Annotated in this window: 25 protein-coding genes; 10 read left to right on the forward strand and 15 right to left on the reverse strand. The window is 49.7% G+C overall.

The genetic code is table 11. From position 1 onward, the window contains the following. Nucleotides 1-5: 5 nt before the first annotated feature. A complete protein-coding gene (locus OGX99_RS19465) occupies nucleotides 6-1,016 on the reverse strand; it encodes a LacI family DNA-binding transcriptional regulator (protein WP_286544753.1) in 1,011 nt (336 codons plus the stop codon). A gap of 228 nt (nucleotides 1,017-1,244) precedes the next feature. Here OGX99_RS19465 and pspE point away from each other — a divergent pair, with 228 nt between their 5' ends. The 4 genes from pspE (at nucleotide 1,245) to tyrR (ending at nucleotide 5,852) form a co-directional block, all read left to right on the forward strand. After that, a complete protein-coding gene (gene pspE, locus OGX99_RS19470) occupies nucleotides 1,245-1,562 on the forward strand; it encodes a thiosulfate sulfurtransferase PspE (RefSeq protein ID WP_210905147.1) in 318 nt (105 codons plus the stop codon). 142 nt (nucleotides 1,563-1,704) lie between these two features. After that, on the forward strand, nucleotides 1,705-3,102 hold the full coding sequence (locus tag OGX99_RS19475) for a YcjX family GTP-binding protein (RefSeq protein ID WP_151219333.1): 1,398 nt from the start codon (nucleotides 1,705-1,707) through the stop codon (nucleotides 3,100-3,102). Then, a complete protein-coding gene (locus OGX99_RS19480) occupies nucleotides 3,099-4,160 on the forward strand; it encodes a YcjF family protein (protein ID WP_008322369.1) in 1,062 nt (353 codons plus the stop codon). The genes OGX99_RS19475 and OGX99_RS19480 overlap by 4 nt, the downstream gene beginning before the upstream one ends. Before the next feature lie 147 nt (nucleotides 4,161-4,307). Beyond that, nucleotides 4,308-5,852 carry a transcriptional regulator TyrR gene (gene tyrR / locus OGX99_RS19485; RefSeq protein ID WP_187252357.1) on the forward strand — a complete coding sequence of 515 codons (1,545 nt, stop codon included), beginning with the start codon at nucleotides 4,308-4,310 and terminating at the stop codon, nucleotides 5,850-5,852. Between the two features lie 52 nt (nucleotides 5,853-5,904). Here tyrR and tpx read toward each other — a convergent pair whose 3' ends face one another. Continuing rightward, the gene (tpx, locus tag OGX99_RS19490) at nucleotides 5,905-6,411 is read right to left on the reverse strand and encodes a thiol peroxidase (protein WP_151219330.1); all 507 of its coding nucleotides are present in this window, start codon (nucleotides 6,409-6,411) and stop codon (nucleotides 5,905-5,907) included. 115 nt (nucleotides 6,412-6,526) lie between these two features. On the opposite strand from tpx, the gene ycjG reads away from it, so the two are divergent. Further along, complete coding sequence (gene ycjG, locus OGX99_RS19495) at nucleotides 6,527-7,492, forward strand: L-Ala-D/L-Glu epimerase (RefSeq protein WP_286544757.1); 966 nt, start codon at nucleotides 6,527-6,529, stop codon at nucleotides 7,490-7,492. Here the strand turns inward: ycjG and mpaA are convergent. Further along, nucleotides 7,467-8,195 (reverse strand): murein tripeptide amidase MpaA, encoded by a 729-nt coding sequence (gene mpaA / locus OGX99_RS19500; RefSeq protein WP_151219328.1) that lies wholly within the window; start codon nucleotides 8,193-8,195, stop codon nucleotides 7,467-7,469. The two genes, ycjG and mpaA, sit on opposite strands and share 26 nt — an antisense overlap. Nucleotides 8,196-8,379: 184 nt before the next feature. Here mpaA and mppA point away from each other — a divergent pair, with 184 nt between their 5' ends. Both mppA and OGX99_RS19510 read left to right on the forward strand, forming a co-directional pair. Then, nucleotides 8,380-9,993: a murein tripeptide ABC transporter substrate-binding protein MppA gene (mppA, locus tag OGX99_RS19505; RefSeq protein ID WP_286544760.1), complete on the forward strand. Its 1,614-nt coding sequence runs from the start codon at nucleotides 8,380-8,382 to the stop codon at nucleotides 9,991-9,993. 64 nt (nucleotides 9,994-10,057) lie between these two features. Continuing rightward, the gene (locus OGX99_RS19510) at nucleotides 10,058-10,348 is read left to right on the forward strand and encodes a Rho-binding antiterminator (protein WP_187252359.1); all 291 of its coding nucleotides are present in this window, start codon (nucleotides 10,058-10,060) and stop codon (nucleotides 10,346-10,348) included. A gap of 8 nt (nucleotides 10,349-10,356) precedes the next feature. On the opposite strand, the gene OGX99_RS19515 is transcribed toward OGX99_RS19510, so the two are convergent. Next, nucleotides 10,357-11,127, reverse strand: a complete 771-nt coding sequence (locus OGX99_RS19515; protein WP_151219327.1) for a DeoR/GlpR family DNA-binding transcription regulator — start codon at nucleotides 11,125-11,127, stop codon at nucleotides 10,357-10,359. Between the two features lie 118 nt (nucleotides 11,128-11,245). On the opposite strand from OGX99_RS19515, the gene OGX99_RS19520 reads away from it, so the two are divergent. Continuing rightward, on the forward strand, nucleotides 11,246-11,629 hold the full coding sequence (locus tag OGX99_RS19520) for a VOC family protein (protein ID WP_151219326.1): 384 nt from the start codon (nucleotides 11,246-11,248) through the stop codon (nucleotides 11,627-11,629). Nucleotides 11,630-11,667: 38 nt separating this feature from the next. On the opposite strand, the gene OGX99_RS19525 is transcribed toward OGX99_RS19520, so the two are convergent. Further along, the gene (locus tag OGX99_RS19525) at nucleotides 11,668-12,699 is read right to left on the reverse strand and encodes a mechanosensitive ion channel family protein (RefSeq protein ID WP_187252360.1); all 1,032 of its coding nucleotides are present in this window, start codon (nucleotides 12,697-12,699) and stop codon (nucleotides 11,668-11,670) included. 244 nt (nucleotides 12,700-12,943) lie between these two features. Between OGX99_RS19525 and OGX99_RS19530 the strand changes: the two genes are divergently transcribed. Further along, on the forward strand, nucleotides 12,944-13,204 hold the full coding sequence (locus OGX99_RS19530) for a DUF2534 family protein (protein WP_003020403.1): 261 nt from the start codon (nucleotides 12,944-12,946) through the stop codon (nucleotides 13,202-13,204). A gap of 46 nt (nucleotides 13,205-13,250) precedes the next feature. Here the strand turns inward: OGX99_RS19530 and uspE are convergent, their stop codons facing one another. The 8 genes from uspE to ogt all read right to left on the reverse strand — a co-directional run bounded on the left by uspE (nucleotide 13,251) and on the right by ogt (nucleotide 20,511). Continuing rightward, nucleotides 13,251-14,201 carry a universal stress protein UspE gene (gene uspE, locus OGX99_RS19535; protein WP_151219325.1) on the reverse strand — a complete coding sequence of 317 codons (951 nt, stop codon included), beginning with the start codon at nucleotides 14,199-14,201 and terminating at the stop codon, nucleotides 13,251-13,253. Between the two features lie 279 nt (nucleotides 14,202-14,480). After that, the gene (locus OGX99_RS19540; protein WP_151219324.1) at nucleotides 14,481-15,101 is read right to left on the reverse strand and encodes a tetratricopeptide repeat protein; all 621 of its coding nucleotides are present in this window, start codon (nucleotides 15,099-15,101) and stop codon (nucleotides 14,481-14,483) included. Next, nucleotides 15,098-15,904, reverse strand: coding sequence for an SDR family oxidoreductase (locus OGX99_RS19545; RefSeq protein ID WP_151225499.1), 807 nt, complete (start codon nucleotides 15,902-15,904; stop codon nucleotides 15,098-15,100). The genes OGX99_RS19540 and OGX99_RS19545 overlap by 4 nt, the downstream gene beginning before the upstream one ends. Beyond that, nucleotides 15,891-16,556, reverse strand: a complete 666-nt coding sequence (locus OGX99_RS19550) for an iron-containing redox enzyme family protein (RefSeq protein WP_286544764.1) — start codon at nucleotides 16,554-16,556, stop codon at nucleotides 15,891-15,893. Before OGX99_RS19550 ends, OGX99_RS19545 begins: the two co-directional genes overlap by 14 nt. Then, a complete protein-coding gene (locus OGX99_RS19555; protein WP_286544767.1) occupies nucleotides 16,553-17,995 on the reverse strand; it encodes an AMP-dependent synthetase/ligase in 1,443 nt (480 codons plus the stop codon). The genes OGX99_RS19550 and OGX99_RS19555 overlap by 4 nt, the downstream gene beginning before the upstream one ends. After that, nucleotides 17,976-18,632 (reverse strand): thermostable hemolysin, encoded by a 657-nt coding sequence (locus OGX99_RS19560; protein WP_151219320.1) that lies wholly within the window; start codon nucleotides 18,630-18,632, stop codon nucleotides 17,976-17,978. The genes OGX99_RS19555 and OGX99_RS19560 overlap by 20 nt, the downstream gene beginning before the upstream one ends. Nucleotides 18,633-19,048: 416 nt before the next feature. Beyond that, entirely contained in the window at nucleotides 19,049-19,801 is a 753-nt protein-coding gene (gene fnr / locus OGX99_RS19565) for a fumarate/nitrate reduction transcriptional regulator Fnr (RefSeq protein ID WP_003020397.1), read from the reverse strand. 194 nt (nucleotides 19,802-19,995) lie between these two features. Continuing rightward, the gene (gene ogt / locus OGX99_RS19570) at nucleotides 19,996-20,511 is read right to left on the reverse strand and encodes a methylated-DNA--[protein]-cysteine S-methyltransferase (protein WP_151219319.1); all 516 of its coding nucleotides are present in this window, start codon (nucleotides 20,509-20,511) and stop codon (nucleotides 19,996-19,998) included. Nucleotides 20,512-20,724: 213 nt separating this feature from the next. Between ogt and smrA the strand changes: the two genes are divergently transcribed. Next, nucleotides 20,725-21,288 (forward strand): DNA endonuclease SmrA, encoded by a 564-nt coding sequence (gene smrA / locus OGX99_RS19575; RefSeq protein WP_151219318.1) that lies wholly within the window; start codon nucleotides 20,725-20,727, stop codon nucleotides 21,286-21,288. Between the two features lie 12 nt (nucleotides 21,289-21,300). On the opposite strand, the gene OGX99_RS19580 is transcribed toward smrA, so the two are convergent. Further along, nucleotides 21,301-22,533 (reverse strand): GGDEF domain-containing protein, encoded by a 1,233-nt coding sequence (locus tag OGX99_RS19580; RefSeq protein ID WP_187252364.1) that lies wholly within the window; start codon nucleotides 22,531-22,533, stop codon nucleotides 21,301-21,303. Between the two features lie 66 nt (nucleotides 22,534-22,599). Beyond that, nucleotides 22,600-24,714, reverse strand: a complete 2,115-nt coding sequence (locus OGX99_RS19585; RefSeq protein WP_210905137.1) for a putative bifunctional diguanylate cyclase/phosphodiesterase — start codon at nucleotides 24,712-24,714, stop codon at nucleotides 22,600-22,602. Nucleotides 24,715-24,998 lie beyond the last annotated feature (284 nt).

Raw genomic sequence — 24,998 nt, forward strand, 5'->3', positions numbered from 1 at the left:
AGTTTTTACACCAGTGAATCGGCCAATGATATTTGCGTGCTTACCGTGATATTCTGTAATCCTTTCTCACCGGCAATCAGCTTAAATAACAAATTGCAGCTTTGCTCACCCAGTTGTTGGGTGGGTACATCAATTCCGCCAGGAACTGGGGTCAGCATAAAAGACAGCAGTTCATTACTGTAACCGACAACGGCAAGTTGTTGCGGGATAGTAATGTTTTGCTCGGCCGCTACGCGATATAAACTCATTAACTTTAAGCTGTCGGTGGCAAATACAGCGTCGGGTAACGGCTGTTGGCTTAGTAATTTTCGTGATGCGAGCAGGGCGGTTTCATGGGTATATCCCCCGTCAATAATCCACTCGTCATGCATTTTGATATTATGCGCTTCAAGACTGGCTTTATAACCATTAACGCGATCAATAGAAACATGAACGTCAAGCGGTGCATGTAAACAGGCTATATTGCGGTGTCCACTCTCAATTAGCGCATTGGTTAACGTAATACTGTCGCGATAGTTATCGGTATCTACAGAATAAACATTGGAATAGTCACCTTCGACTTTACCAATAACTACGACCGGAACATTGTATTTATCCAGCCTTGCAAAAAATGATTCATCGGCGGGAGAACTCAGCATAATGATCCCTTTGATCAATTTCTGCTTAATTTTGCTCTCGCATTTTTGCAGGTCATCTTCAGTGCTTCGCGACGTCTGTAATATGACATCAAAACCGACCTCTTCAGCCTTAGCAGTAATTGCATGCAGCACTTCAGAGAAAAACGGATTCCCGGCGGTTGTTTTTGCAGAACGGGTAGATATCACCATTATTGCATCAAACCCGGAAGAGGTGAGGGCGCGAGCAAGTTTATTGGGCTGATACTGTAACTCATCAATAGCGCGCTGCACTTTTTCAAGCGCTTCTGGCGAGATGTTGGTTTGCTTATTAAGCACGCGCGATACCGTGGATTTTGATACGCCAGCGGCTCGTGCAATATCATAAATGGTAGGAGACATAGTTCCCAGGCTCCGTCCGAGAGTCAATGGCGGACATATTATGGAGTTAATTGGCGAATGACAACAATCTCGGAATACGGTTAGAAAAATCAAAAGGCTAACCGCACTATGTGTGTGCTGATGAACAATCGTCCACGGACGCAGACGGTGATAATACGATCGCAATATTTTCTTAAGAACTGGCGTATAGTGTAGGGGTTAAATCCAACTATCAGCCAGGAAGATATTATGTTGAAGAAAAGCGTATTCGCGTTGGCACTGGTCATCGGCATGCCGGTTTATGCTGCCGAGCACTGGATTGATGTTCGCGTTCCTGAACAGTATCAACAGCAGCATATTCAGGGGGCTGTCAACATCCCGTTAAAAGAGATCAAGGCGCGTATCGTAACTGAAGTTCCTGATAAGAACGATACCGTGAAGCTCTACTGCAACTCCGGGCGTCAATCAGGGCAGGCGAAGGACATGCTGACTGAAATGGGCTACACGCAGGTGACTAACGAAGGTGGCATCAATCAGATTGCGCTGCCAAAAGTAGAAAATAAGTAAACCGCTCGCATTTCTTCTGCTACAGGCGGTAAGAATTATACCGCCTGATATCGCTCAGGTAGTTGATAAGTAAGAATTGACCCCTATCTTTACTTCCTGTTTGTTATAATTTATTCGGTTCCTTCAGCAAAACGGGATGGCGATGAAGCGACTTAAAAATGAACTCAATTCGCTGGTTAATCGCGGCGTAGACCGGCATTTGCGGCTGGCTGTCACCGGACTTAGCCGTAGCGGTAAGACAGCATTTATCACCGCGATGGTAAACCAGCTACTCAATATTCATGCTGGTGCGCGTCTGCCGTTGCTCAGTTGCGTACGCGAAGAGCGTCTGCTCGGCGTTAAGCGGGTTCCACAACGCGACTTTGGCATTCCGCGCTTTACCTATGATGAAGGATTGGCTCAGCTGTATGGCTCTCCGCCGACCTGGCCAACACCGACACGTGGTGTGAGTGAAATACGTCTGGCGCTGCGCTACAAGTCCAATGACTCGTTACTGCGCCACTTTAAAGACACCTCCACGCTGTATCTGGAAATCGTCGATTATCCGGGAGAGTGGCTGCTTGATTTACCGATGCTGGCACAGGACTATTTGAGCTGGTCGCGTCAAATGACCGGATTATTACAAGGGCAGCGTGGTGAATGGTCGGCAAAATGGCGGCAGTTAAGCCACGGGCTTGATCCACTGGCACCTGCTGATGAAAACCGCCTCGCAGAAATCGCTGCTGCCTGGACGGAGTATCTGCATCAATGCAAGCAGCAGGGGCTGCACTTTATTCAGCCGGGCCGTTTTGTCCTGCCAGGTGATATGGCGGGCGCGCCTGCGTTGCAGTTTTTCCCGTGGCCGGACGTTGATGCCTGGGGAGAATCGAAGCTGGCGCAGGCAGATAAGCACACCAATGCGGGTATGCTGCGCGACAGATTTAATTACTACTGTGAAAAAGTCGTGAAGGGATTTTATAAGAATCACTTCCTGCGCTTTGACCGTCAGATTGTGCTAGTTGATTGCCTGCAACCGCTCAACAGTGGGCCACAGGCGTTTAACGACATGCGTCTGGCGCTGACCCAACTGATGCAAAGCTTCCATTACGGACAGCGCACGCTGTTTCGTCGGCTGTTTTCACCGGTGATCGACAAACTGCTGTTTGCCGCCACCAAAGCGGACCATGTCACCGTCGATCAGCACGCTAATATGGTGTCGCTATTGCAGCAGTTGATCCAGGATGCCTGGCAAAACGCCGCATTCGAAGGCATCAGCATGGATTGTCTGGGTCTGGCATCGGTGCAGGCAACCACCAGCGGCCTGATCGATGTGAAGGGTGAGAAGATCCCCGCGCTGCGTGGTAATCGCCTGAGCGATGGCGAACCGCTGACGGTCTATCCTGGTGAAGTACCCGCACGTTTACCTGGACAAGCGTTTTGGGACAGCCAGGGTTTCCAGTTTGAGGCATTTCGCCCGCAGGTGATGGATGTCGATAAGCCCTTACCGCATATCCGTCTTGATGCCGCGCTGGAGTTTTTAATAGGAGATAAATTGCGATGAGCGAGCCATTAAAACCGCGTATCGATTTCTCAGGTCCGCTGGATGTGGAACAAAATGCGGCGTTTAAAGCACAGCAGATGTTTAACGAAACGGAAGCGCAGACTTTTTCTCCGGCGACAGTGGATGAACCACTGGAAGATGAAGGTCAGGCAGAAGCCGTCATTGATGCGGCCCTTCGCCCTAAACGCAGTCTGTGGCGCAAGATGGTGATGGGTGGGCTGGCACTGTTTGGCGTGAGCGTTGTCGCTCAGGGAGTGCAGTGGACCATGAATGCCTGGCAGACTCAGGACTGGGTTGCGCTGGGAGGATGTGCTGCTGGCGCATTGATTATTGGCGCGGGTGTGGGGTCGGTTGCGACAGAGTGGCGTCGGTTATGGCGTTTGCGCCAGCGCGCGCACGAGCGCGATGAAGCGCGAGATCTGCTCCATAGCCACGGAACCGGGAAAGGACGCGCATTTTGTGAAAAGCTGGCGCAGCAGGCGGGTATCGATCAGTCCCACCCGGCGCTTCAGCGCTGGTATGCCTCAATTCATGAAACGCAGAACGATCGTGAAGTAGTTAGCCTGTATGCGCATCTTGTGCAGCCGGTTCTGGATGCGCAAGCCCGGCGTGAGATTAGCCGTTCAGCGGCGGAGTCCACGCTGATGATTGCCGTCAGCCCGCTGGCGCTAGTGGATATGGCGTTTATCGCCTGGCGCAATCTGCGGCTGATTAATCGCATCGCATCGCTGTATGGTATTGAACTTGGTTATTACAGCCGCCTGCGCTTGTTCCGTCTGGTGCTGCTGAATATTGCTTTTGCCGGAGCCAGTGAACTGGTGCGGGAAGTGGGAATGGACTGGATGTCGCAGGATTTAGCCGCCCGCTTATCGACACGTGCCGCTCAGGGCATTGGCGCGGGCTTATTAACGGCGCGTCTGGGTATCAAAGCCATGGAACTATGCCGACCGCTACCGTGGATCGATGACGATAAGCCTCGACTGGGCGATTTTCGCCGCCAACTGATTGGTCAGGTGAAAGAGACCTTACAAAAGAATAAATCTCCGCGCGAAAGCTAGCCAATAATCGGGCGCCGATCGTACAGCTTTACGTCCAGGTGCCCGTTTTTCCAACGAGCTGTCAATATTTGTTGACAGAGTTCTTCCTGCAAACCCAATACTGTCTTATCATTTAATACATAATCCCTTGTCCAGGTGAAGGTTCCTATGCGTTTGGAAGTCTTTTGTGAAGACCGACTTGGTCTGACCCGCGAATTGCTCGATTTACTGGTGCTGAGAAGCATTGATTTGCGCGGTATCGAGATTGACCCCATCGGGCGAATTTACCTCAATTTTGCGGAACTGGAGTTCACCAATTTCAGTAGCCTGATGGCTGAAATCCGCCGTATTTCTGGTGTTACGGATGTACGTACCGTACCCTGGATGCCTTCAGAGCGTGAACATCTTGCGCTGAGTGCGCTGCTTGAGGCGCTACCAGAACCGGTCCTTTCTCTGGATATGAAAAGCAAAATCGAGATGGCGAATCCTGCGAGCTGTCAGCTTTTCACTCACACGCAGGATCGTATGCGCAATCATACCGCGGCCCAGTTAATCAACGGGTTCAATTTCCAGCGCTGGCTCGAAAGCAATCCGCAGGATTCGCATAGCGAGCATGTGGTGATTAACGGACAGAACTTCCTGATGGAAATTACGCCAGTCCATTTGCAGGGAGAAAATCAGGAACAGATGCTGACCGGTGCCGTTGTTATGCTACGTTCCACCCTCCGGATGGGACGTCAGTTGCAAAATATGACCACGCAAGATCTAAGCGCGTTCAGCCAGATTATTGCCGTCAGCGCCAAAATGAAACACGTTGTGGAACAGGCGCGTAAGCTGGCAACGCTGAGTGCGCCGCTGCTGATTACCGGTAATACCGGCACTGGCAAAGATCTCTTTGCCCATGCCTGCCATCTGGCGAGTCCACGTGCGTCGAAGCCGTATCTGGCGCTCAATTGCGCATCGATTCCTGAAGATGCGGTCGAAAGCGAACTATTTGGTCATGCGCCGGAAGGCAAAAAAGGCTTCTTTGAGCAGGCGAATGGCGGTTCGGTTCTGTTGGATGAAATTGGCGAAATGTCGCCGCGTATGCAGACCAAACTGCTGCGTTTTCTCAATGACGGCACGTTCCGTCGCGTGGGAGAAGATCATGAAGTTCATGTTGATGTTCGCGTGATTTGCGCGACGCAAAAGAACCTTGTGGAGCTGGTGCAAAAAGGGCTTTTCCGTGAAGATCTCTATTATCGTCTGAATGTACTGACGCTAAACCTGCCGCCGCTGCGCGATTGCCCGCAAGATATTATGCCGCTTACCGAACTGTTTGTGGCACGTTTTGCCGACGAGCAGGGCGTACCGCGTCCGAAGTTGTCCGCCGATCTTAGCACGGTGTTAACCCGCTATGGTTGGCCGGGTAACGTGCGCCAGCTTAAAAATGCTATCTATCGGGCGCTGACCCAGCTTGAAGGCTATGAGTTGCGTCCGCAGGATATTTTACTGCCGGATTATGATGCGGCTACGGTAGCGGTCGGAGAAGAAGTGATGGAAGGATCGCTGGATGAAATTACCAGCCGCTTTGAACGCTCAGTGCTGACGCAGCTTTATATGAATTATCCCAGCACGCGCAAACTCGCCAAACGCCTCGGTGTTTCGCATACCGCGATTGCTAACAAATTGCGAGAGTATGGACTGAGTCAGCAGAAAAAAAGCGAAGAGTAATGCCATAAATGAAAATGCCTCCATCCGGAGGCATTTTTGTATGTAGGCTGGCTTAAGCTTTCAGAACGTCCAGCGCAGCGGTGTAGTCTGGCTCGTTGGTGATTTCATTGACCAGTTGGCTGAAAACGACGTTGTCATTTTCATCGATAACAACCACGGCGCGTGCGGCCAGGCCTTTCAGCGGACCTTCAGCGATTTCAACGCCGTAGTTTTTCAGGAATTCTGCATTCCGCAGGGTGGACAGCGTGATAACGTTGCTCAGACCTTCCGCGCCGCAAAAGCGAGAATGGGCGAATGGCAGGTCGGCTGAGATGCACAGTACGACGGTATTGTCGATTTCTGTCGCCAGTTGGTTAAACTTACGTACCGATGCCGCGCAAACGCCGGTATCGATGCTTGGGAAAATATTCAGCACTTTGCGCTTGCCTGCGAACTGGCCCAGCGTAACGTCAGACAGGTCTTTAGCCACAAGGGTAAAAGCCTGAGCTTTGCTTCCAGTCTGAGGAATAGAGCCGGCAACTGCAACCGGGTTGCCCTGGAAATGAACGGTTTGTGACATGGTTATCTTCCTGTTTACATATAGTTAACGTCGAGGCTAGTTTATGCCATCAACAGTTAACACGGCAAACGCTATTTGCGGATATCCGCTTCAGGGACTGTATTAAGGAAAACAAATGAGAACAGTTAAGGTATATGAGGAAGCCTGGCCGCTGCACACTCCCTTTGTCATTGCCCGTGGGAGTCGAACTGAAGCGCATGTGGTGGTGGTCGAAGTGGCAGAAAACGGCGTCACAGGTATTGGCGAGTGTACGCCGTACCCACGCTACGGCGAAAGCGATGCCTCTGTGCTGGCGCAAATTATGAGCATTGCGCCACAACTGGAAAACGGACTGACGCGTGAAGATCTGCAAAAACTGCTGCCAGCGGGAGCGGCGCGTAATGCCGTGGACTGCGCGTTGTGGGATTTGAGTGCGCGTCAACAGCAGCAGTCGCTGGCAGAATTAGCAGGAAGTAAACTGGCTGAGATAGTGACGACGGCGCAAACCGTGGTGATTGGCACGCCGGAGCAAATGGCGGCGAGCGCGGCTGCGCTATGGGGTAATGGCGCAAAACTGCTGAAAGTGAAACTGGATGAGCGCTTAATTAGCGAGCGGATGGTTGCCATTCGTGCCGCTGTACCCGATGCCACAATTATTGTCGACGCTAATGAGTCCTGGCGGGCAGAAGGCCTGGCGGCTCGCTGTCAACTGCTGGCTGATTTAGGGGTTGCGATGCTTGAGCAGCCGCTGCCAGCGCAGGATGATGCCGCGCTGGAAAATTTTGTGCATCCGCTGCCCATCTGCGCAGATGAAAGCTGCCACACCCGTAGCAGTCTGAAAGCGTTGCATGGACGCTATGAAATGGTCAATATCAAACTGGATAAAACAGGCGGCCTGACGGAAGCGCTTGCGCTGGCAACCGAAGCACGCGAGCAGGGATTTACGCTCATGCTGGGCTGCATGCTGTGTACCTCCCGAGCGATTGGCGCTGCGTTACCCCTTACGCCACTGGTTAGCTTTGCCGACCTTGACGGCCCAACGTGGCTTGCCACCGATGCGGAGCCAGCCTTGCATTTTACGACCGGACAGCTTCATCTCTAGGGTGCCAGCGCAGGAGATTGGACATGGCCAGCAGATATTTCTCGCTCGCTTCATCTGATGAAATGGGGGGAAATTCGGCGGTGATACAGTGTAAGTTCAGATCTGCGCACCAGCTTCCAAAAGAGCCGGGCGTTTCATAACCTACGCTGGTTACAAGCGGCAATTCAAACGACTGCGCCAGCCACGCGCCTAATTCGCTGCGTCTGGGATCTTCAATACAGGCCAGCGGATCGTGAAAAGAGACCACCCACGCAGGGTGAATTCGGTGAATGAGCTGACACAGTGCCTGGGTTTCTGGTTCTGAACCTGGGTTTTCGCCGGTCAACAACACCACATCGCGCTCCTCTGCGCTGCTGTTCCAACGATACACCGTTTCACCCGCTTTCCAGTTTGCGGCGGGAAAGTTACGGTTAAGGTCCACGCCGTTCGCATTGGCACGCAGTCCGAGCTGACAACCGTCAGGGTTAACCGCCAGCACGACATGGTGACGACGCAAGGAAGGGTTAAGCGTACGCAATGCACAGGAAAGGGTGACGACCGATGAGTTCTCGTCGCCGTGCGTTCCTGCCAGTATCAGACCGCTTTCACGATCGGCAGCCATTGCGGGAAACCAGATCAGCGGTGCGCCGAGCAATGAACGTCCGTAATGTTCGGTACCTGGCGGAAATGCGCCGCGCTCGGCACGGGGGCGGGTAACAGTCATAGTCATCTCTGAATGATTGGATAGTTACTCGCAGTGTTGTGCAAAATTTATGGATAATCAAATCGTTTTCACACACTTAACTTTTCAGGTGTAATATCACTTTCTTGTCGGAAGTTAATTGCATTTCCTGCTGGCGATACAAATAATTACACATTCACCTAGTAGCCGGAATTGAGGGTATCTTATGCAGTATTCTGTTTCAGTAACCTGTTGTGCGCTGTTGGTTAGCAGCATTTCATTATCCTGGGCTGCTGATGTTCCCAGCGGAACGGTGCTGGCAGAAAAACAAGAACTGGTGCGTCATATAAAAGATGAACCGGCGTCACTGGATCCGGCAAAGGCCGTCGGGCTTCCTGAAATCCAGGTTATCCGTGATTTATTCGAAGGACTGGTCAACCAGAATGAGAAGGGCGAGATTGTGCCTGGCGTTGCCACTCAATGGAAAAGCAACGATAACCGTATCTGGACGTTTACGCTACGCGACAATGCGCAATGGGCTGATGGTACGCCGGTAACGGCACAGGATTTTGTCTATAGCTGGCAGCGTCTGGTTGATCCGAAAACGCTGTCGCCGTTTGCCTGGTTTGCTGCGCTGGCAGGCATTAACAATGCACAGGCCATCATCGATGGAAAAGCCACGCCGGATAAGCTTGGCGTTAGCGCGATTGATGCGCGTACGTTGAAGGTTCAACTGGATAAACCACTGCCCTGGTTTGCCAATCTGACGGCGAGTTTTGCGTTTTATCCGGTACAGAAAGCCAATGTTGAGAGCGGCAAAGAGTGGACCAAACCCGGCAATCTGATTGGTAACGGCGCTTATGTGCTCAAAGATCGCGTCGTGAACGAAAAACTGGAAGTTGTGCCGAACACGCATTATTGGGACAACGCCAAAACGGTGCTGCAGAAAGTTACTTTCCTGCCAATTAACCAGGAGTCGGCAGCGACCAAGCGCTATCTTGCAGGTGATATCGATATTACCGAGTCCTTCCCGAAAAACATGTATCAAAAACTGTTGAAGGATATTCCTGGACAGGTTTACACCCCGCCTCAGCTTGGCACCTACTATTATGCCTTCAATACCCAGAAGGGACCGACTGCCGACTCACGCGTGCGTCTGGCGCTCAGCATGACGATCGATCGTCGCCTGATGGCGGAAAAAGTCTTGGGGACTGGTGAAAAACCCGCCTGGCATTTTACGCCGGATGTCACAGCAGGATTTATGCCAGAACCGTCACCCTTTGAACAAATGAGTCAGGAAGAGCTTAATGCCCAGGCGAAAACGCTGCTGCGTGCAGCGGGCTATGGTCCACAGAAACCGCTTAAACTTACACTGCTGTACAACACCTCTGAAAACCATCAGAAGATTGCTATCGCAGTCGCGTCTATGTGGAAGAAAAACCTCGGCGTTGACGTAAAACTGCAGAATCAGGAGTGGAAAACCTATATTGACAGCCGTAATACCGGCAATTTTGATGTGATCCGCGCTTCCTGGGTGGGGGACTACAATGAGCCTTCGACGTTCCTGTCGCTATTAACATCGACCCATACGGGCAATATCTCCCGCTTTAATAATCCGGCATACGATAAAGTGTTGACCCAGGCTACTCTGGAGAATACAGAAAAAGCGCGGAATGCCGATTATAACGCAGCAGAGAAAATTCTGATGGAACAAGCACCTATTGCGCCTATCTATCATTATACCAACGGGCGTTTAATCAAACCGTGGCTGAAAGGGTATCCGATTACTAACCCTGAAGATGTGGCATACAGTCGCACAATGTATATTTTGAAACACTAATATTGCAGGCACGTTCGGGACGTGGTGTTAGCCATTTCCCGAACAGACAAGGCAAGGTGGAGTGATGAAAGCGACGGAAAAATATTATCCGATAGATTGCGATCTTCATGATTATCTGGAAATCGCTTGCCTGTACCACTATTGGTTACGCATTGAGCTAACGGATAGCAGATGTTTTGATGCCAAAGCGTTGACGACGTGTACCACAACGGATAAAGAAGAATTTCTGCTGGTGGAGCACGATGAAGACCAGCAAACAATACGTCTGGATCACCTGTCAACGATCACTGCGCTGACGCCCGGGGCGCTATTTAGCACGGTGAGTTTTCAGCGAGCCATAAAGAAAGAACTGTAGTACAGATGTTATACGGTATAAATACGAATATCGTGCGCCTGGAAAGCCGTGGCATACTCTTTGCTAATATTATCCTCGACAACAATCACATCGATATTGCTGCTTTCGGTGACGACATAACGGGCGACAGCCGGGATCTTCTCCGCTGTCAGCGCGACGATAGTTTCATTGCACTGCTTGATCACTGCTTTTTTGAACTCACAATCCGCGTAATCAAATCCCGTTAAGCCGGGTTCAGGCGACATTGCACAACCGCCAATAAATCCCTGATCGAATAAAATACCCTGCACCTGTGCAATAGCGGCGGCCCCCACACATCCTCCTGAAGATCGCTGTACTGCACCGCCCAGTATAATGACGTCAAATAGCGGTTTTTTTAGTAAAACGGCGGCAATCTCCGGTGAATTTGTCACCACGGTTAGCGCCAGCTCGGCGGGCAGGGCTTCAGCCATTGCCATATTGGTACTGCCCGTATCGATAAAAATGCAGCTTCCTGATTTAACCAGCCGGGCGCATCTCTGCGCGATATTGCTCTTTTTCGCCACATTAATACGCTTACGCACGCTGATGTCTTCGGATTCAGGGAGGGCAATGACTGCGCCGCCATAGACTTTTTTACATACGCCATCTTTACTCAGCTCATGCAGGTCGCGGCGGATTGTGTGTTCTGAAACGCCCAACCTGCTGGCGAGTTCGGAACAGATGACCCTGCCGTTTTCCTGCAGGATCTGATAAATGAGCGCCTGGCGCTGTTCCGGAAATGCGGCGTAATCGAGCATGTGTACTCCAGAAAAAATAAACATCGAGCAATAACAAGCATAATCGTGCATTATGGTTCACGATGTCAACACCCCTTAAAGGGGCGTCCTGTAGTAGATATTATGAGAGAGGTTCGCTATGAAAGTTGCGCATATGGCGTTATGGACACGGGATCTTGAACAGCAAGCGCAGTTCTGGGTTACGTTTTTTGACGCAAAGATCAACGAAAAATACTGCAGTAAAACCAATCCTGGATTTGAATCTTATTTTGTCACTATTGGTGAGGATATTGCGATTGAGTTAATGACGAAGCCTGGATTGACACAACGAACTCCTGACAATAACACTTCAGGATGGGTGCATCTCGCCATGTCAGTGGGGGGGAGAGAAAATGTTGATGCTATGGCAACACTGGCAAAAGAACAGGGGATATTAGTCTCTGACCCACGTACTACTGGTGACGGATATTACGAAGCAGTGATACAGGATCCTGATGGAAATTTAATTGAGATAGTAGCCTAATCCCTTAAAAAATTTGGTGCAGGATCCGTATCATCATTTTAATTGGCAGACGCTTGTGTGGTGGAGTTCTCCATATAGAGCGTCTGGCTTGGGAACGCAAAGTCGGCGCCGTTTGCCTGGACTATCGAAATTATCTTCAAATAAACGTCTTGTTGTACTGCGAGCCACTCCTGCCAGACGGTGGTTTTCGTGAAGCAATACACCATGATATTCAATGATGAATCAGCAAATTCATTAAAATAAACCAACAGAGTTTGTTTCTGGTCTATTCCAGGATGGTTTTGCAACATTTGTCTGACTGATTCAACAACGTTACCGACTTTATCAGCATCCTCATATCGTAACCCGATCACCGTTTTGATGCGTCGGTTAGTCATCCTCCCCGGGTTCTCTACGCTGATGGAAGAGAAAACCGAGTTTGGTACATATAGCGGGCGATGATCGAAGGTTTTTATTTTGGTCATTCGCCAGCCGATTTCTGTTACCGTGCCTTCAATATTACGGTCCGGGGAGCGGATCCAGTCGCCGATGCTAAACGGTCTGTCGAAATAGAGCATAATGCCAGAGAAAAAATTGCTCAGAACGTCTTTACCCGCCATACCTACAGCGATGCCGCCAATACCGCCGAAGGTTAACAGGCCGGATAAGCTCATGCCGAAATGCTCGCCGTACAGCAAAATGATAGCGACCACGATGGTAATCTTAATGATACGCGACAGGATCCTCGCACTGGTGATATCTCTGCCTTTATTAATCTGCGTTTTTTCAAACTGATTAATCATCAAAAAGAGTTTGGTGGTCAGGATCAGCGCAATCAACGAGGTGCAGATAAAATCGACCACGCTGGAGGAGATAAATTTCAGGCTGTAACTTTCGATAATGTTATTGGCAATACTGCCAAACGTCCCAATGATAACGGCATAGATAAAAAATTGCGCGGCATGAAATATGAATCCTTTGCAGCGTCGCTCTCCTCGATGATACCAGACACTCATCAGGATCAGTGCGGCACAGCAGCTGAGAATTACTGTCAAATTAAACGCGTTATTTATAAACAGTTCAGCGATCATGATTCTTCCAGGCAGCTCCGTGTTAGCGAAATATCATCTGATATCCTAATCCTTGAATATTTTACTCAGTTCAGGCGATCAGAGCATTATTCTCCAGGATAGAAAAATAATGCAATTAGCGCTATTTTCGGCGAAATCGCGCTGGCGTCAACCCTGTGTATGGTTTATGTAGCAGACAGTCAGTTGATGTCATGGTATTGTTAGCGCAAAGTAACAAGGTTTTCATCTGCAAAAGGACAGTACTATGATCATGGCTAAGCTGAAGACAGCAAAGGGGCGGAAGTTTCTGTTGTGCCTGCTTGGGGTGTTTATTATCGCAGCGTCGGTCGTGACGCGAGCGACGATCGGTGGCGTTATTGAACAGTATGACATTCCGCTATCCGACTGGACCGCCTCAATGTACGCCATTCAATCTGCAATGATTTGTGTCTACAGTATGGTGTTTACGATTTTGTTGGCTATCCCGCTTGGTATTTATTTCCTCGGCGGTGAGGAGCAGCACTAGGTGTTGAAATGCCGGATGATATCGTCATCCGGCATGTGTTACGCGGTTAATCGTCTTCTTCGTCGTCCAGTTCAACAGGTGTTTGATACTCATCCGGCTTGATAACCAACAGGTCGCAGCGTAAGTGATCGATAACCTGTTCCGCGGTGTTACCAAGGAACGCGGCCGAAATACCGGTACGACCGACGGTACCCAGCACGACAATACCTGCCTGCAAGTGCTCGGCTAAATCAGGAATAACTTCTTCAGGTAAACCTTTTTCAACATGCGTCATTTTCTCATCGATACTGAATTTCTGACGTAACGCCTTCATCGCCAGCAGGTGCTGTCCGCGGATCGCATCGTTGTAAACACTGGGGTCAAACTCAGGCAGTTCAATCGCGATGTTGATTGGCGTCACGGGATAGGCCCCCACCAGATGTACTTCGGTATGGTTAACCTGTTCTGCCAGTTGCAGCGTCTCTTTGACCAGTTTTTCATTGAGCGCGTTGTGATAAGCCTCTTCACTGGCGAGGTTGACCGCAACCAGAGCTTTACCCCCTTCAGGCCATGGCTGGTCTTTGACCATCCATACCGGGCTTGGACATTTACGCAATAAATGCCAGTCTGTGGGGGTGAAAATTACGGCTTCGAGGCGGTCGTGTTGGTGCGCCATTTTGAGGACCAGGTCATGCTGAGCACTGATAACTTCCTGGATGATGGCTTCAAAGGGACGGTTGTGCCAGACCACTTTTATCTCAAGAGGGATCCCTGCTTCGATATAGTATTTCGCTTGTTCACGTATCCATGCCGTTCGTTGGCTTATAACTCCCTGACGCATTGCCGTACGTTCATCGGGCGACAGCAGCGTAGTCATCTCATAGGAAAAGTCATAGATCGGCAAAAAGGCCTTAATTTTGCCACCAATCCGTTGATGCAGATAAACAGCTCGCCTTAATGCTGGTTGATCGTCCTGGTTTGGATCGATGACGACCAGCATATTTTTGTACATAGCCATACAGGGTCTCCTTACAACTGTCATCGCAGTTTGTAACTAAAAGAGTAACCCAATAATGTGGATTGAAACAGGGGATAACCTCCTGCCAGATCAATAAATTGGGAAAATTTATATATTTTATTCACATCTTGCTAAAACTAAACGACTTTCCTCCGAATTTGTGTCCGTTTTAGGCATCCTGGTGTAGCGCTGTCGGCATACGGTTATTTAGCATAATGATCTGATCCTTCTGTTGTAGCGTAGTCCGCCGGAGGATATAGAAGGCAAGGGTTTGTATATTTACTGAATACTTTCCAGGTCTTTTGCTATATCACGATGGCGTCCCTGGTCGGCAATCTCACGCCCCTGGCGAGGCGGTGCTTTAAGCGCTTTTTCCAGATAGCGTTTTCCTTCGTCAGTCTTTTTCTCTTTTAGCAAAAAGTCGCCATAAAAATAGTTTGGATCGATGCCATCAGGATTGATCGCCAGTGCTTTTTTCAGCATTTCGTCGGCTTTGTTTTTATCACCAAACCCAATCGGCCAGCCGGGAACTTGATAATACAGCGCCCCAAGGCTGGTCCAGGCAGATCCCTGTAAAGCATTGGGGTCGATGCTGATCGCTTTTTCCAAATCGCTACGTGCCTGTTTGACCAGACTCAATGCACCCAGCCCTCCTTTAGCCCCCGCCCAGCTACTGTCGATAATCGCCGACCAGATAAGCAATGATGCATCAGCATTATTTTTCGCCTGACTCGCACTATGGGCCCGCTGACTCAGTGCGGTAAAGCAGCTCTCTTTTTTCGCTTCAAGGGTTTGATATTGGCAAACTGACCAGTCGTGCTGGAGATTTTCCAGTGTGGTAGTCGCCATGGCAGAGACGGGAAAAGCTGCCGTCAGCAGCAACGTTTTCAAAATTTTCATTTGTCTTCACCTTTGAATAAGCCCTGGGTATAGGATTGGATCACGGGTAATTTTTTACCCAACGCGTTGTCTACTATACCGGGAAACCAGGCATTGATTTTTACGAACAGACGCTCCATCACGCCGAAGCGGTAGAGTTTCTGCTCTGTCTCAAGGAGATGCACCAGACGTATGGCGACAAATTGCGGGGAATCACTGCCATTACCCAGTTTGCGGTTAAGCGCGTAAACCTCGTCACTGTTGAGCGTAGTTTCGGTGGTGCGCGGCGCGGCATACAGTACGCAGATACCATTCCCCTTTAATTCGCGCCCCAGCGCCTCCGAGAAACGATGCGTGGCTGCCTTGGTGGCGCTATACACGCTCCAGGCAGGGTGACCAATTTCACCAAATATCGAACCAATGTTCAGGACGATGCCCTGCGGATTAAACTTATCCAGCATGGCGCGGGTTAACAGGGTGGGGATTTCGATATTGGTTCTAATCTGTTCCCGAATATCCTCAAAAGACTGTTGTTCAAACAGTGCAAAACGACTGGTTCCGGCATTGTTGATCAGGATATCCAGTTTGTTCTCATCTTTGAATCTGCTGGCCAGCGCGACGATTTCCTCATCAGTATAACTGTTCATCAGCGCAATATGATGCCGTTCCGGATTGGGAAGCGTTTCTTTCAGAAGCATCATTGCCTGCGCATTTCGTCCTACCAGGTACAGTCTGGCTCCTTTGTGCGCCAGCCTTTGCGCCAGCGCTTGTCCGATACCACCGCTGGCGCCAGTCAGCAGAACGGTTTTATCATGCAGGTTCATGCGTGGTCTGCCCCAGTTGATTAAGCATCTCTGTGTACAGGCGATAGACACGACGAGCAGCATAGATAATGGCTGCCTGATCGGCTTCGTCAGTCACGGTATCCATAAGTGAGGCGAAAAACTTAAGATGCCCCTGATCAAGTTCACCGTGTGAACGCAGGTAGGTTGTCGCCTGTTCTGGCAGCCCCAGTGTCCGTTCCACCTGGGCTGCAATCGCGGTAGCAATAGATACGCTGGTTCCCTCCAGTACCTGTACCATGCCAAAAATACTCATAGGATTGATCCGTTCAATGCGGTAGTAGAGCCAGGCAACCATCATTTCTATCGGTATCCCTGGAGTGCCATTGCGAACGCTTTGCGCATCACCGCCGCAAGCCTGAATATCGTTCAGGATCCATTCCTGATGCCCGTACTCTTCGTCAATATATTCAGCAATCGCGCCCCGAACAGCTTCATGTGAGGCTGGCAAGCGGCTGCCAGCACTCATCAACAGGGGGACGGTATGGCTGACGTGATAGTAAGCCTGTGTCAGAAAAGCGATATACAGCTCGCGCGAGATATCACCAGTCTGGCAGCGCGCGATGACAGGCGAGGAGAGTAAACTGCGGCGTTCGGCCTCAGTCTGTTGTTGTAATATGTTATAAAAGCTCATGATGACTCCTCTTCACTACAGGTGAGAATATGTTGCCAGAGGGATTGCCGGATGAGTTCCCGGCGTGGGCGGCCATTTGCAGTGAGCATGCCAGGCTCTGAAATAGCTGAAGTGAATAACAAACGATGGAACTGCGCATAATCAGGCAGTCGAGCAGAAACGGCCAGTAGTTGCTCGCGGGCCTGCGTCTGTTGCCCGTCGACGGCATCGACGAGTGCAACGTTATGCCTTAAGCCTTCGCCAAAAATCACGATTCGGCGTACAGCCGGGCAGGCCATGGCCTCTGCCTCAGGCCATTCAGGTGAAAAATTACGACCAAAGGCGTTTATCTGCACGTTCTTCAGGCGTCCCTGAATACTAACAAACCCGTGGTCATCAACACTGCCAAGATCGCCGGTAGCAACTGTGGGGGAGGCGGGCGCGGCTCCCAGATACCCCAACGCGTTGGCCGGGCTGGTGACACACAATTGTTGCTGGTCATCAACATGGATCTGGATACCAGGCAATGGCCGACCGACGCTGTTCTCTTTTATGGCGTCGGGAAGATTGAGGGCAACGACAGAGCCACATTCGGAGAGGCCATACCCTTCATATACTGGTAAGCCACTCGATATCGCCATTGTCAGCAATGAAGCCGGAACCTTGCCGCCGCCTGCGGCGACAAAACGTAAAGATTGCGTACTGCCCGGTACCTGCTTGTGCAGATGCAGTAACACCCGTAGCAACTCCGGTACCAGCACCAGGCTTTGTGGGTTCCAGGTGGTCAGCGCCTGAAGAAACTGGGCTGGATTAAAGCGGCTGGAACCTTCAAACCCAATCCGGGAGGGCGGGATAATCACCGTCTCAACGCCAAGTAGCAGAGGGATGTAAACGCCGCACAGATTCTCCAGCAGGATACTGAGGGGCAGTGTCACCAGGTGTTTTTCCAGATTCAGGGGTTGCAGTGCGGCTGCTAACGTTTGAGCCATCCATACCATACCATCCAGACTCAGACAGACGCCTTTTGGCTCTCCGGTTGTACCGGAGGTATACGTTATCTTTGCCGTTCCTGCCGGCAGAGTCACGGGGTCCTTTACTGCACGGATTTGCAGTCTTCCGAGTACAAAATCGTGTTCCTGCCAATCCGCCAGGATTTCCCCACCGATTTGTGCATCCACAGAGGCTGATGATCGTACCCAGGCTTTCTGTTGCCCGCTGAAAAAGGAGGGGACAGGGATGATTACCACTCCACTTACCAGGCATGCGAGATCGATGATCGCCCATTCAGGGCTGTTATCCATTTCAAGTGCCAGCCGTTTTACCTTGAGGGAAGATAATTGTTCGGCCACTGCCTTAACGGCTTCATGGTATTGCTGCCAGCTCCACGAGCGAGAGTCTCCCTGCAGGGCGAGGGCATTTGGCTGAAGCGTAACCTGTTTCTCAAGCATGTTCAGAAACATAAGATCCTCCGGAAGGGGTTATCCAGGGAGCAGCAGGCGGATCAGCAAACATTCCCAGCAACAGGCTGGTCTGACTCAGTGTGGTTTGCCCACCATGTAACTCTCCCGCCATAATTTGTGGGTCATGTTCGTAATAGCTCCCCCATTCACGCGCAGCTTCGCCAAGCCTTGTCGGGTCAGCAGGCATCAATGTGACTGGCTGAAGATTCAGACGGAAAAAGGTATTGCGTATTTTTTTAGTTCCGGTAAAGACAATCCACGAATAGCAGTATTGATTGAGAAGCAGGCATAGCGCCGCATACATTATTCGGGCGCTAGCCCCGTCGCTCGCGGCAAAATTACCAATTTCAACCATTGAGTCACGTGAAACGGGATGTAACAATCGTGCAGACAGCACGGCTTCAACCGGGACATCAAGATAATGTTCGAGGTATAGCGTACCCATTGAGGCTGGCTGGACGCCACATGCTGCTTTTAATTCTCCGTTGGCATCGAACATTCCAAGTAACCATGGCATGCAACGCGGAAGAGATGCATGATAAAACTGAGAATAACTTTCACGAATAAACACTGAAATATCATTCTGCTCACGTTCACCAGGAAGCCAGCGCAACGTATAAGGAGATAAGATTCGCATAGGAAGACCTCTTTTAGCGTCTTATCAGTATGGCGAGTCAACATTATGTTAACATTAAGTTGAGCATGAACCTGGTAATTGAATCCAATACCGCGACAATAATGTGTAGAACCCGAATAAACAGAATGTATTTATGCGGAAGTACATTCTGTAAATGGGTAGTCATGATTTCGGTGCTTTAACTGCAAGATATTACGTCAAGCTGACAGGAAATAATTAACGGTACTTTTGGGTGCATTTTGAGACGTAGGGGCGGGTTTTGGGCGAAACAATAGCACTATTGTCTGAGCCCATCGAAATTTATGTGTATCAAATAATCGGTAAATCATTGAAAGAGGGGAGAACCTTCTGCCAGATCGGTAAATCAGGAAATTTAGCGATTTGACAGAAGGATAATTACGATGCTTGCGGAAAGATTATGCAACGTTACGTGTGTGGCCAGCAAGAACGGCCAGTGCGTCGCTATTCTCAATAGTGATGTATTTACCTTTCACTGCGAGCATGCCACTTTTCTGGAAACGTCCTAGTAGTCGGCTGATGGTTTCAACCGTCAGACCGAGGTAGTTACCAATATCGCCACGGGTCATCGTCAGACGGAATTCGCGAGGGGAGAATCCGCGTTGGGCGAAACGACGGGACAAGTTATAGATGAAGGCCGCTAAACGTTCTTCTGCGTTCTTCTTTGACAACAGCAGGATCATATCCTGGTCACCTTTGATCTCGCCGCTCATCAGACGCATCATTTGCTGACGCAGGTTCGGCATTTTACCGGACAGGTCATCAAGGGTTTCGAAAGGAATTTCGCATACCATTGAGGTTTCCAGCGCCTGGGCAAAGCTCGGGTGATGGCCGCTGCCAATCGCATCAAAGCCAACCAGGTCGCCTGCCAGATGAAAACCGGTAATTTGCTCATCACCTTGCTCGGTAATGGTATAGCTTTTAATCGTTCCGGAGCGGATAGCATAGAGTGATTTTAGCTCATCACCTGCTTTAAAGAGCGTCTGCCCCTTTTGGATAGGCTTTTTGCGCTCGATGATGTTATCGAGCTGGTCAAGCTCATGCTCGTTAAGTGTGAACGGGATGCAAAGCTGGCTGATGCTGCAATCCTGGCAATGGATAGCACAACCGCCAGACTGAATGCGCCGTATAATTCGCTTTTCCGGGATCATAGGTCTGCTCAAGCCGTAATTGATATTTGTCAATTTTAACATCTTTTTGGTGAGCGCGTAAGTCTGAGCTACTCCCAAGAGAGAATAATTCAGGCATAACTGAGGTAAATGATTGTATCTTATTGATTAAAAACACTTAATTTAGGATCGCATTGTACGGAAGTGTGATGAATAAGGCATTAATTGCCTGGGATCTAGAGTAACAAATAGCCTTCGTGACGTAATAACCACTCTTTTCGTTGCACGCCGCCGGCATATCCGGTCATGGTGCCGTTACGTCCAATGACGCGATGGCAGGGGACCACAATGCTCACCGGGTTTGAACCATTAGCCGCTCCGACAGCTCTGGCGGCGCCTGGACGTCCCAGTTGTTCGGCAAGTTGACCGTAGTGCATGACCTGTCCACAGGGGATAGTGCGCAATGCTTGCCAGACTTCGCGTTGGAAAAGCGTGCCAGCGGTTGCTGTTTCCAACGAATCAATAATGCTGAGGTTCCCGGCAAAATACTCCGACAGCTTATCGCTTAGTCCGCCAGGATTTTTGACGGCCATACGCTGATAGCCTTCTGTGCGGTAATGAATATCCAGCAATTGTTCCATGCGATCGCTGTGTTGGTCCCATTCCACCGCGCGCAGGCGAAATTGCTCATCACAAATAACCCATAGCGGGCCAAGCGGTGTGTCGATGATGTCTTCCAGTAAGTTAAGCATCCGTATCTCTCATTACAGCGTTCAGGCGAGGTGACACATTATCACGCTATTGACCGTTGCAGCTATACCCCTAAAAACGGATATCTGCATGTTATGAGTAGATCTTTTCAGTGGAGTCAAGCGGGTGAATTACTGGAAATAATCGTAAACCGTTGTCGGTATAATAGTGCGCGGTTATGATAACGTTCGTCGTAATTCGCTGGAGGATGAAACATGAACCTGGATGATAATTCGCTGTTTCTTGATGCGATGGGGGATGTTCAACCGCTGAAGGGCTCCGCCGATGTACATTGGCAGCCAACGCGTAATATTCGCACCCCGGCGCGTATCGACACGCTTCAACTGGATAACTTTCTCTCTACGGGGTTTCTCGATATTGTTCCGTTGAGCGAGCCGCTGGCTTTTCGGCGCGAAGGTTTGCAGCACGGTGTGACAGATAAACTGCGAACCGGAAAATATCCGCAGCAGGCGAGCCTTAATCTCATCCGCCAACCCGTTGAAACATGCCGTCAGATGCTCTTCAGTTTTATTTTGCAGGCACGGCAGGATGGGTTACGTAACGTGTTAGTGATACATGGCAAGGGGCGTGACGATAACGCTCATGCCAATATTATTCGCAGTTATGTGGCGCGCTGGCTGACAGAATTTGACGATGTGCAGGCCTACTGCACCGCATTGCCGCATCACGGCGGCAGCGGGGCATGCTATGTGGCATTACGTAAAACAGCGCAGGCAAAACAGGAAAACTGGGAGCGTCACGCGAAGCGCAGTCGCTAATCAACGTATACATCAGGCGGCCAAGACTCTGTTTCTGCCTTCGTGCTTGGCCTTGTATAGCGCGTCGTCAACGCGTTTGAATAATTCATCAATACTTTCGTTCGTTTCATGTCGGGCAACGCCAATGCTGACGGTAAAGCGGGGAAGGCCAGGGAGAGTCACCTTTGCGACCGTCGCGCGGATCACTTCTGCAAGGTTGAGAGCAACATCCAGCGACGTTCGCGGCAGAAGCAGCACAAATTCTTCACCACCCCAGCGAAAAATAAGATCGTCTTTTCGTGCACAGGATTCCAGTGTGCGTGCCAGCGCGCAAAGTACTTCATCGCCTTTCAAATGGCCAAACAGATCGTTAATGCTTTTAAAGCGATCAGTATCGATCAACAGCAGGCTGTAGTCCTGCGTCAATGATATCGCATGCGTTTGCTCCGGCTCGGTTACCTGATAAAAATGTCGGCGGTTAAATAATCCCGTTAAAACATCTCGCATGGCCGCACGCTCAAGCTCCTGTTCCAGCCGCTTTTGCTCGGTAATGTCATGAATAATGCACAACATGAGTTTATTACCGTATATTTCGATCGGTCCGGCGTAAGTTTGTACATGACGGGAAGTCCCATCAGCCAGTTTATGGACAAAATGCAAAGGCTTATGACCACCGGGTAGATGGGCGATCTCATGCATCACCGGAAGTATACGGCGGCCCAGCATATTGATTTCCCATGTATGTTTCTGACACATCACATCATGAGTGTATCCATAAAAATTGAGCGCACTGAGATTCGCATCAACGATCAACCCATCGCGGGACGGATCAATAAGTAACATTGGCGCGGAGTTGGTCTGGAAAAAACGTGCATAAAATCCCTGTTTTTTCCGCTGGTAGGTTGCTGAACGACTCGCCTTCAGACCCTGCGCAGTAGGTGTTTCAATACCTTCGAAAAGGATGACTTCACCCATACCCGGCAGGGCTTTAATGGAGAGGCGACTTGCCATCGCGGCCTCCTCACCCTCGCGATAAACCGTGAGAATTTCCACAATATGGTGAAGATTTCGCAAGTCGCTGAGATACATGGTTAAATCATTTTGAACATGCGCTGAAAATGTTCCCATGCGGAGCGGGGAAAAACAGAGATCATGCATTAGCTCCCGTGCAACGTTATTAGCGAATACCAGCTCTTCGGTATGTGGCAAAACAATCCATACCGGAAAGGTTAATAAATCCAGTGAATGCAGCTCGGTTGTGCTCATCGATAATCCCGTTATCTTTATCTGCTGTGTTGCCCGTTAAAAGGCGAATATTTTAGATATTGCGTCTCACAATGTTATTGATTGTCGGTGAGACAAGGGTTGTACGACTGGCATTTGTTTGATGCTGGTTTCTGGTTGTATCAGTTCATGAATCTTATGTGCTGGTAGCGGTTTTGCAAACAAGAAACCTTGCAGCATGCAACAACCCATCTGTGTAAGGAGTATTTCCTGTTCCTGGGTTTCTATTCCTTCTGCCACCACACGCATATTCATGGAGTGAGCTATGTCAATAATGGTAGACACAATTTTTGTGTTTTTGCTGTTCTCACTAATATCTTTGACAAATATCCTGTCAATTTTTAATTCGCGCGCTGGAAGAGACTTCAGCATCAATATATTTGAATAACCCGTACCGAAATCATCAATAGAAACGGTGATCCCCAAAGTAGAGAAAGCATTCAGGACTTCAACGCTGCGTTTTAAATTTTTAAGGGCGGTGCTTTCAGTGAGTTCCAGCGTGAGACAGGCTGGTGGTAGCTGATATTGTGCCAGTGCATTACAAACAACATCAATAATATCATGCTGTTCAAATTGGGCGGGTGAGAGGTTAACGGCGAGCGTCCATTCTGTATTCCCTTGTAATTTCCATTGATACAACTGCAAGCATGCCTGCTGGATAACCCATTTCCCGACGGGAATAATCAGGCCCGTATCTTCCAACGCAGGAAGAAATTCGGCTGGCAGCAGCATGCCGCGTTCCGGATGATGCCAGCGTAATAATGCTTCAAAACCGGTCAGGGAATGATCTCCAGCGGTATATTTGGGCTGATACCATAGCTCAAACTGGTTGCGTTCAAGCGCTTGTGACAGTTCCTGTAAAAATGTCGGCGGCGTATCCGCGATAGCTTCCATTTCAGGATGATAAATAGCCCAGCCGTTTCTGCCCGTCTGTTTGACATGATACATCGCCATATCAGCCTTCACTTTTAGCTCATGCAGCGTTGAGCCATGTTCAGGATAAATGCTGCTCCCCGCACTTAGCGAAACCCGAATGGTATGCCCGAACAAGCTAAAGGGCTCACCGATCACATCGGCAATCCGCGTCAGCAGGGTGGAGATAACCTGCTGGTTGCAGTCAGGGACCAGCAAGATAAATTCATCTCCCCCCAGTCTTGCCAGTGTCATTGAGTCATCAAGGCAGCTGAAGATTCGCTGTGTACTGGCAATCAGTAGCTGATCGCCAATGTGATGTCCCCAGGTATCGTTAACGACTTTAAAACGATCGAGGTCGATAAATACCAACGCGAAATGCTGTTGATGCAGCTTAGAATGCCGAAGGCAGGCCACTAAACAGGTGTCTATTTGCGTACGATTAGCGAGACCGGTCAGCGCGTCGAAGTGAACCTGATGCTCAAGCTGGCAGTTCAACTGATGCAGGTTGTCAGCCAGTCGGGAGGTACGGAGTTGCGAATCCACCATCGAAACCACCAGCATGATCCCCAATATAACAAGCGTGACGGCGCAGACCCAGATAGAAAGCTCTAGCGTGCTGAGACCATCGTGCGCAGTGTGTCCAAAGTGGGTGAACGTAGCAGCTCCCATACCGGTGTAATGCATAGAGGCTATTGCCACCGCCATAATAAAAGCAGCAATAAGCCGATTTATTAGCGCTCGACGGTTATTTTGGCGTAAATGAAAGGCCAGCCACAAACCGACGCCAGATGCAGCGACGGCAATAATCACGGAGAGCAGGATTAGTGAGCGATCCCAGGTTATAGCCACATGTTCGATAATGGCATACATGCCAACATAGTGCATTGTGACAACACCAGCGCTTAATATACTGGTAGCAATGATCAGGCGTTTTGTTGATAGTGTATTACCAGAAATAGCGATATTGATGGCGACTGTCGCAGAAATGAGCGCAATAAAGAACGAAAACGCTGTGAGGGATAAATGATAATTTATTGGCATACTCATTTTCATGGCCAGCATACCAATAAAATGCATCGACCAGATCCCCATACCCAGCGTAGCGCCGCCAGAGAGTCGCCAGAAGGTAGATTCACGTCTGCTGGAAATTGCCACTTTGCCCGCACTGTCGAGAGCAATAAAGGAGGCAATAAACGCGACCACAAAGGAAATCCCAATCAATACAGGGTCCCACGACACGTGCAACATCTTACTACCTATCGAAAAAAAGACGTGATGATAAATTTAGCAGGTTTTGTCCAGTTAACCTGATAAAACCGGGAATGTCCTTGTGTTTTTACAATGACTATTAGAGGGAAGGGGCGAACATTGAAAATGACAGTCCTTTACTTATACAAATATTCATCGGGTTTATGATTCTGTGCATTTTGTGCGCACGGCGTGCTTGCCATCACAATAATCTAACGACAAGCTTCAGCCTCATTTTTTGTAGGGTAAAATACTTAATTAATAAAAACTACCAGTATAATTGC

Origin of the sequence: Citrobacter sp. Cu096 (assembly GCF_030332285.1) — a bacterium.
In the GTDB taxonomy this organism is placed as follows: Bacteria; Pseudomonadota; Gammaproteobacteria; order Enterobacterales; family Enterobacteriaceae; genus Citrobacter; species Citrobacter meridianamericanus.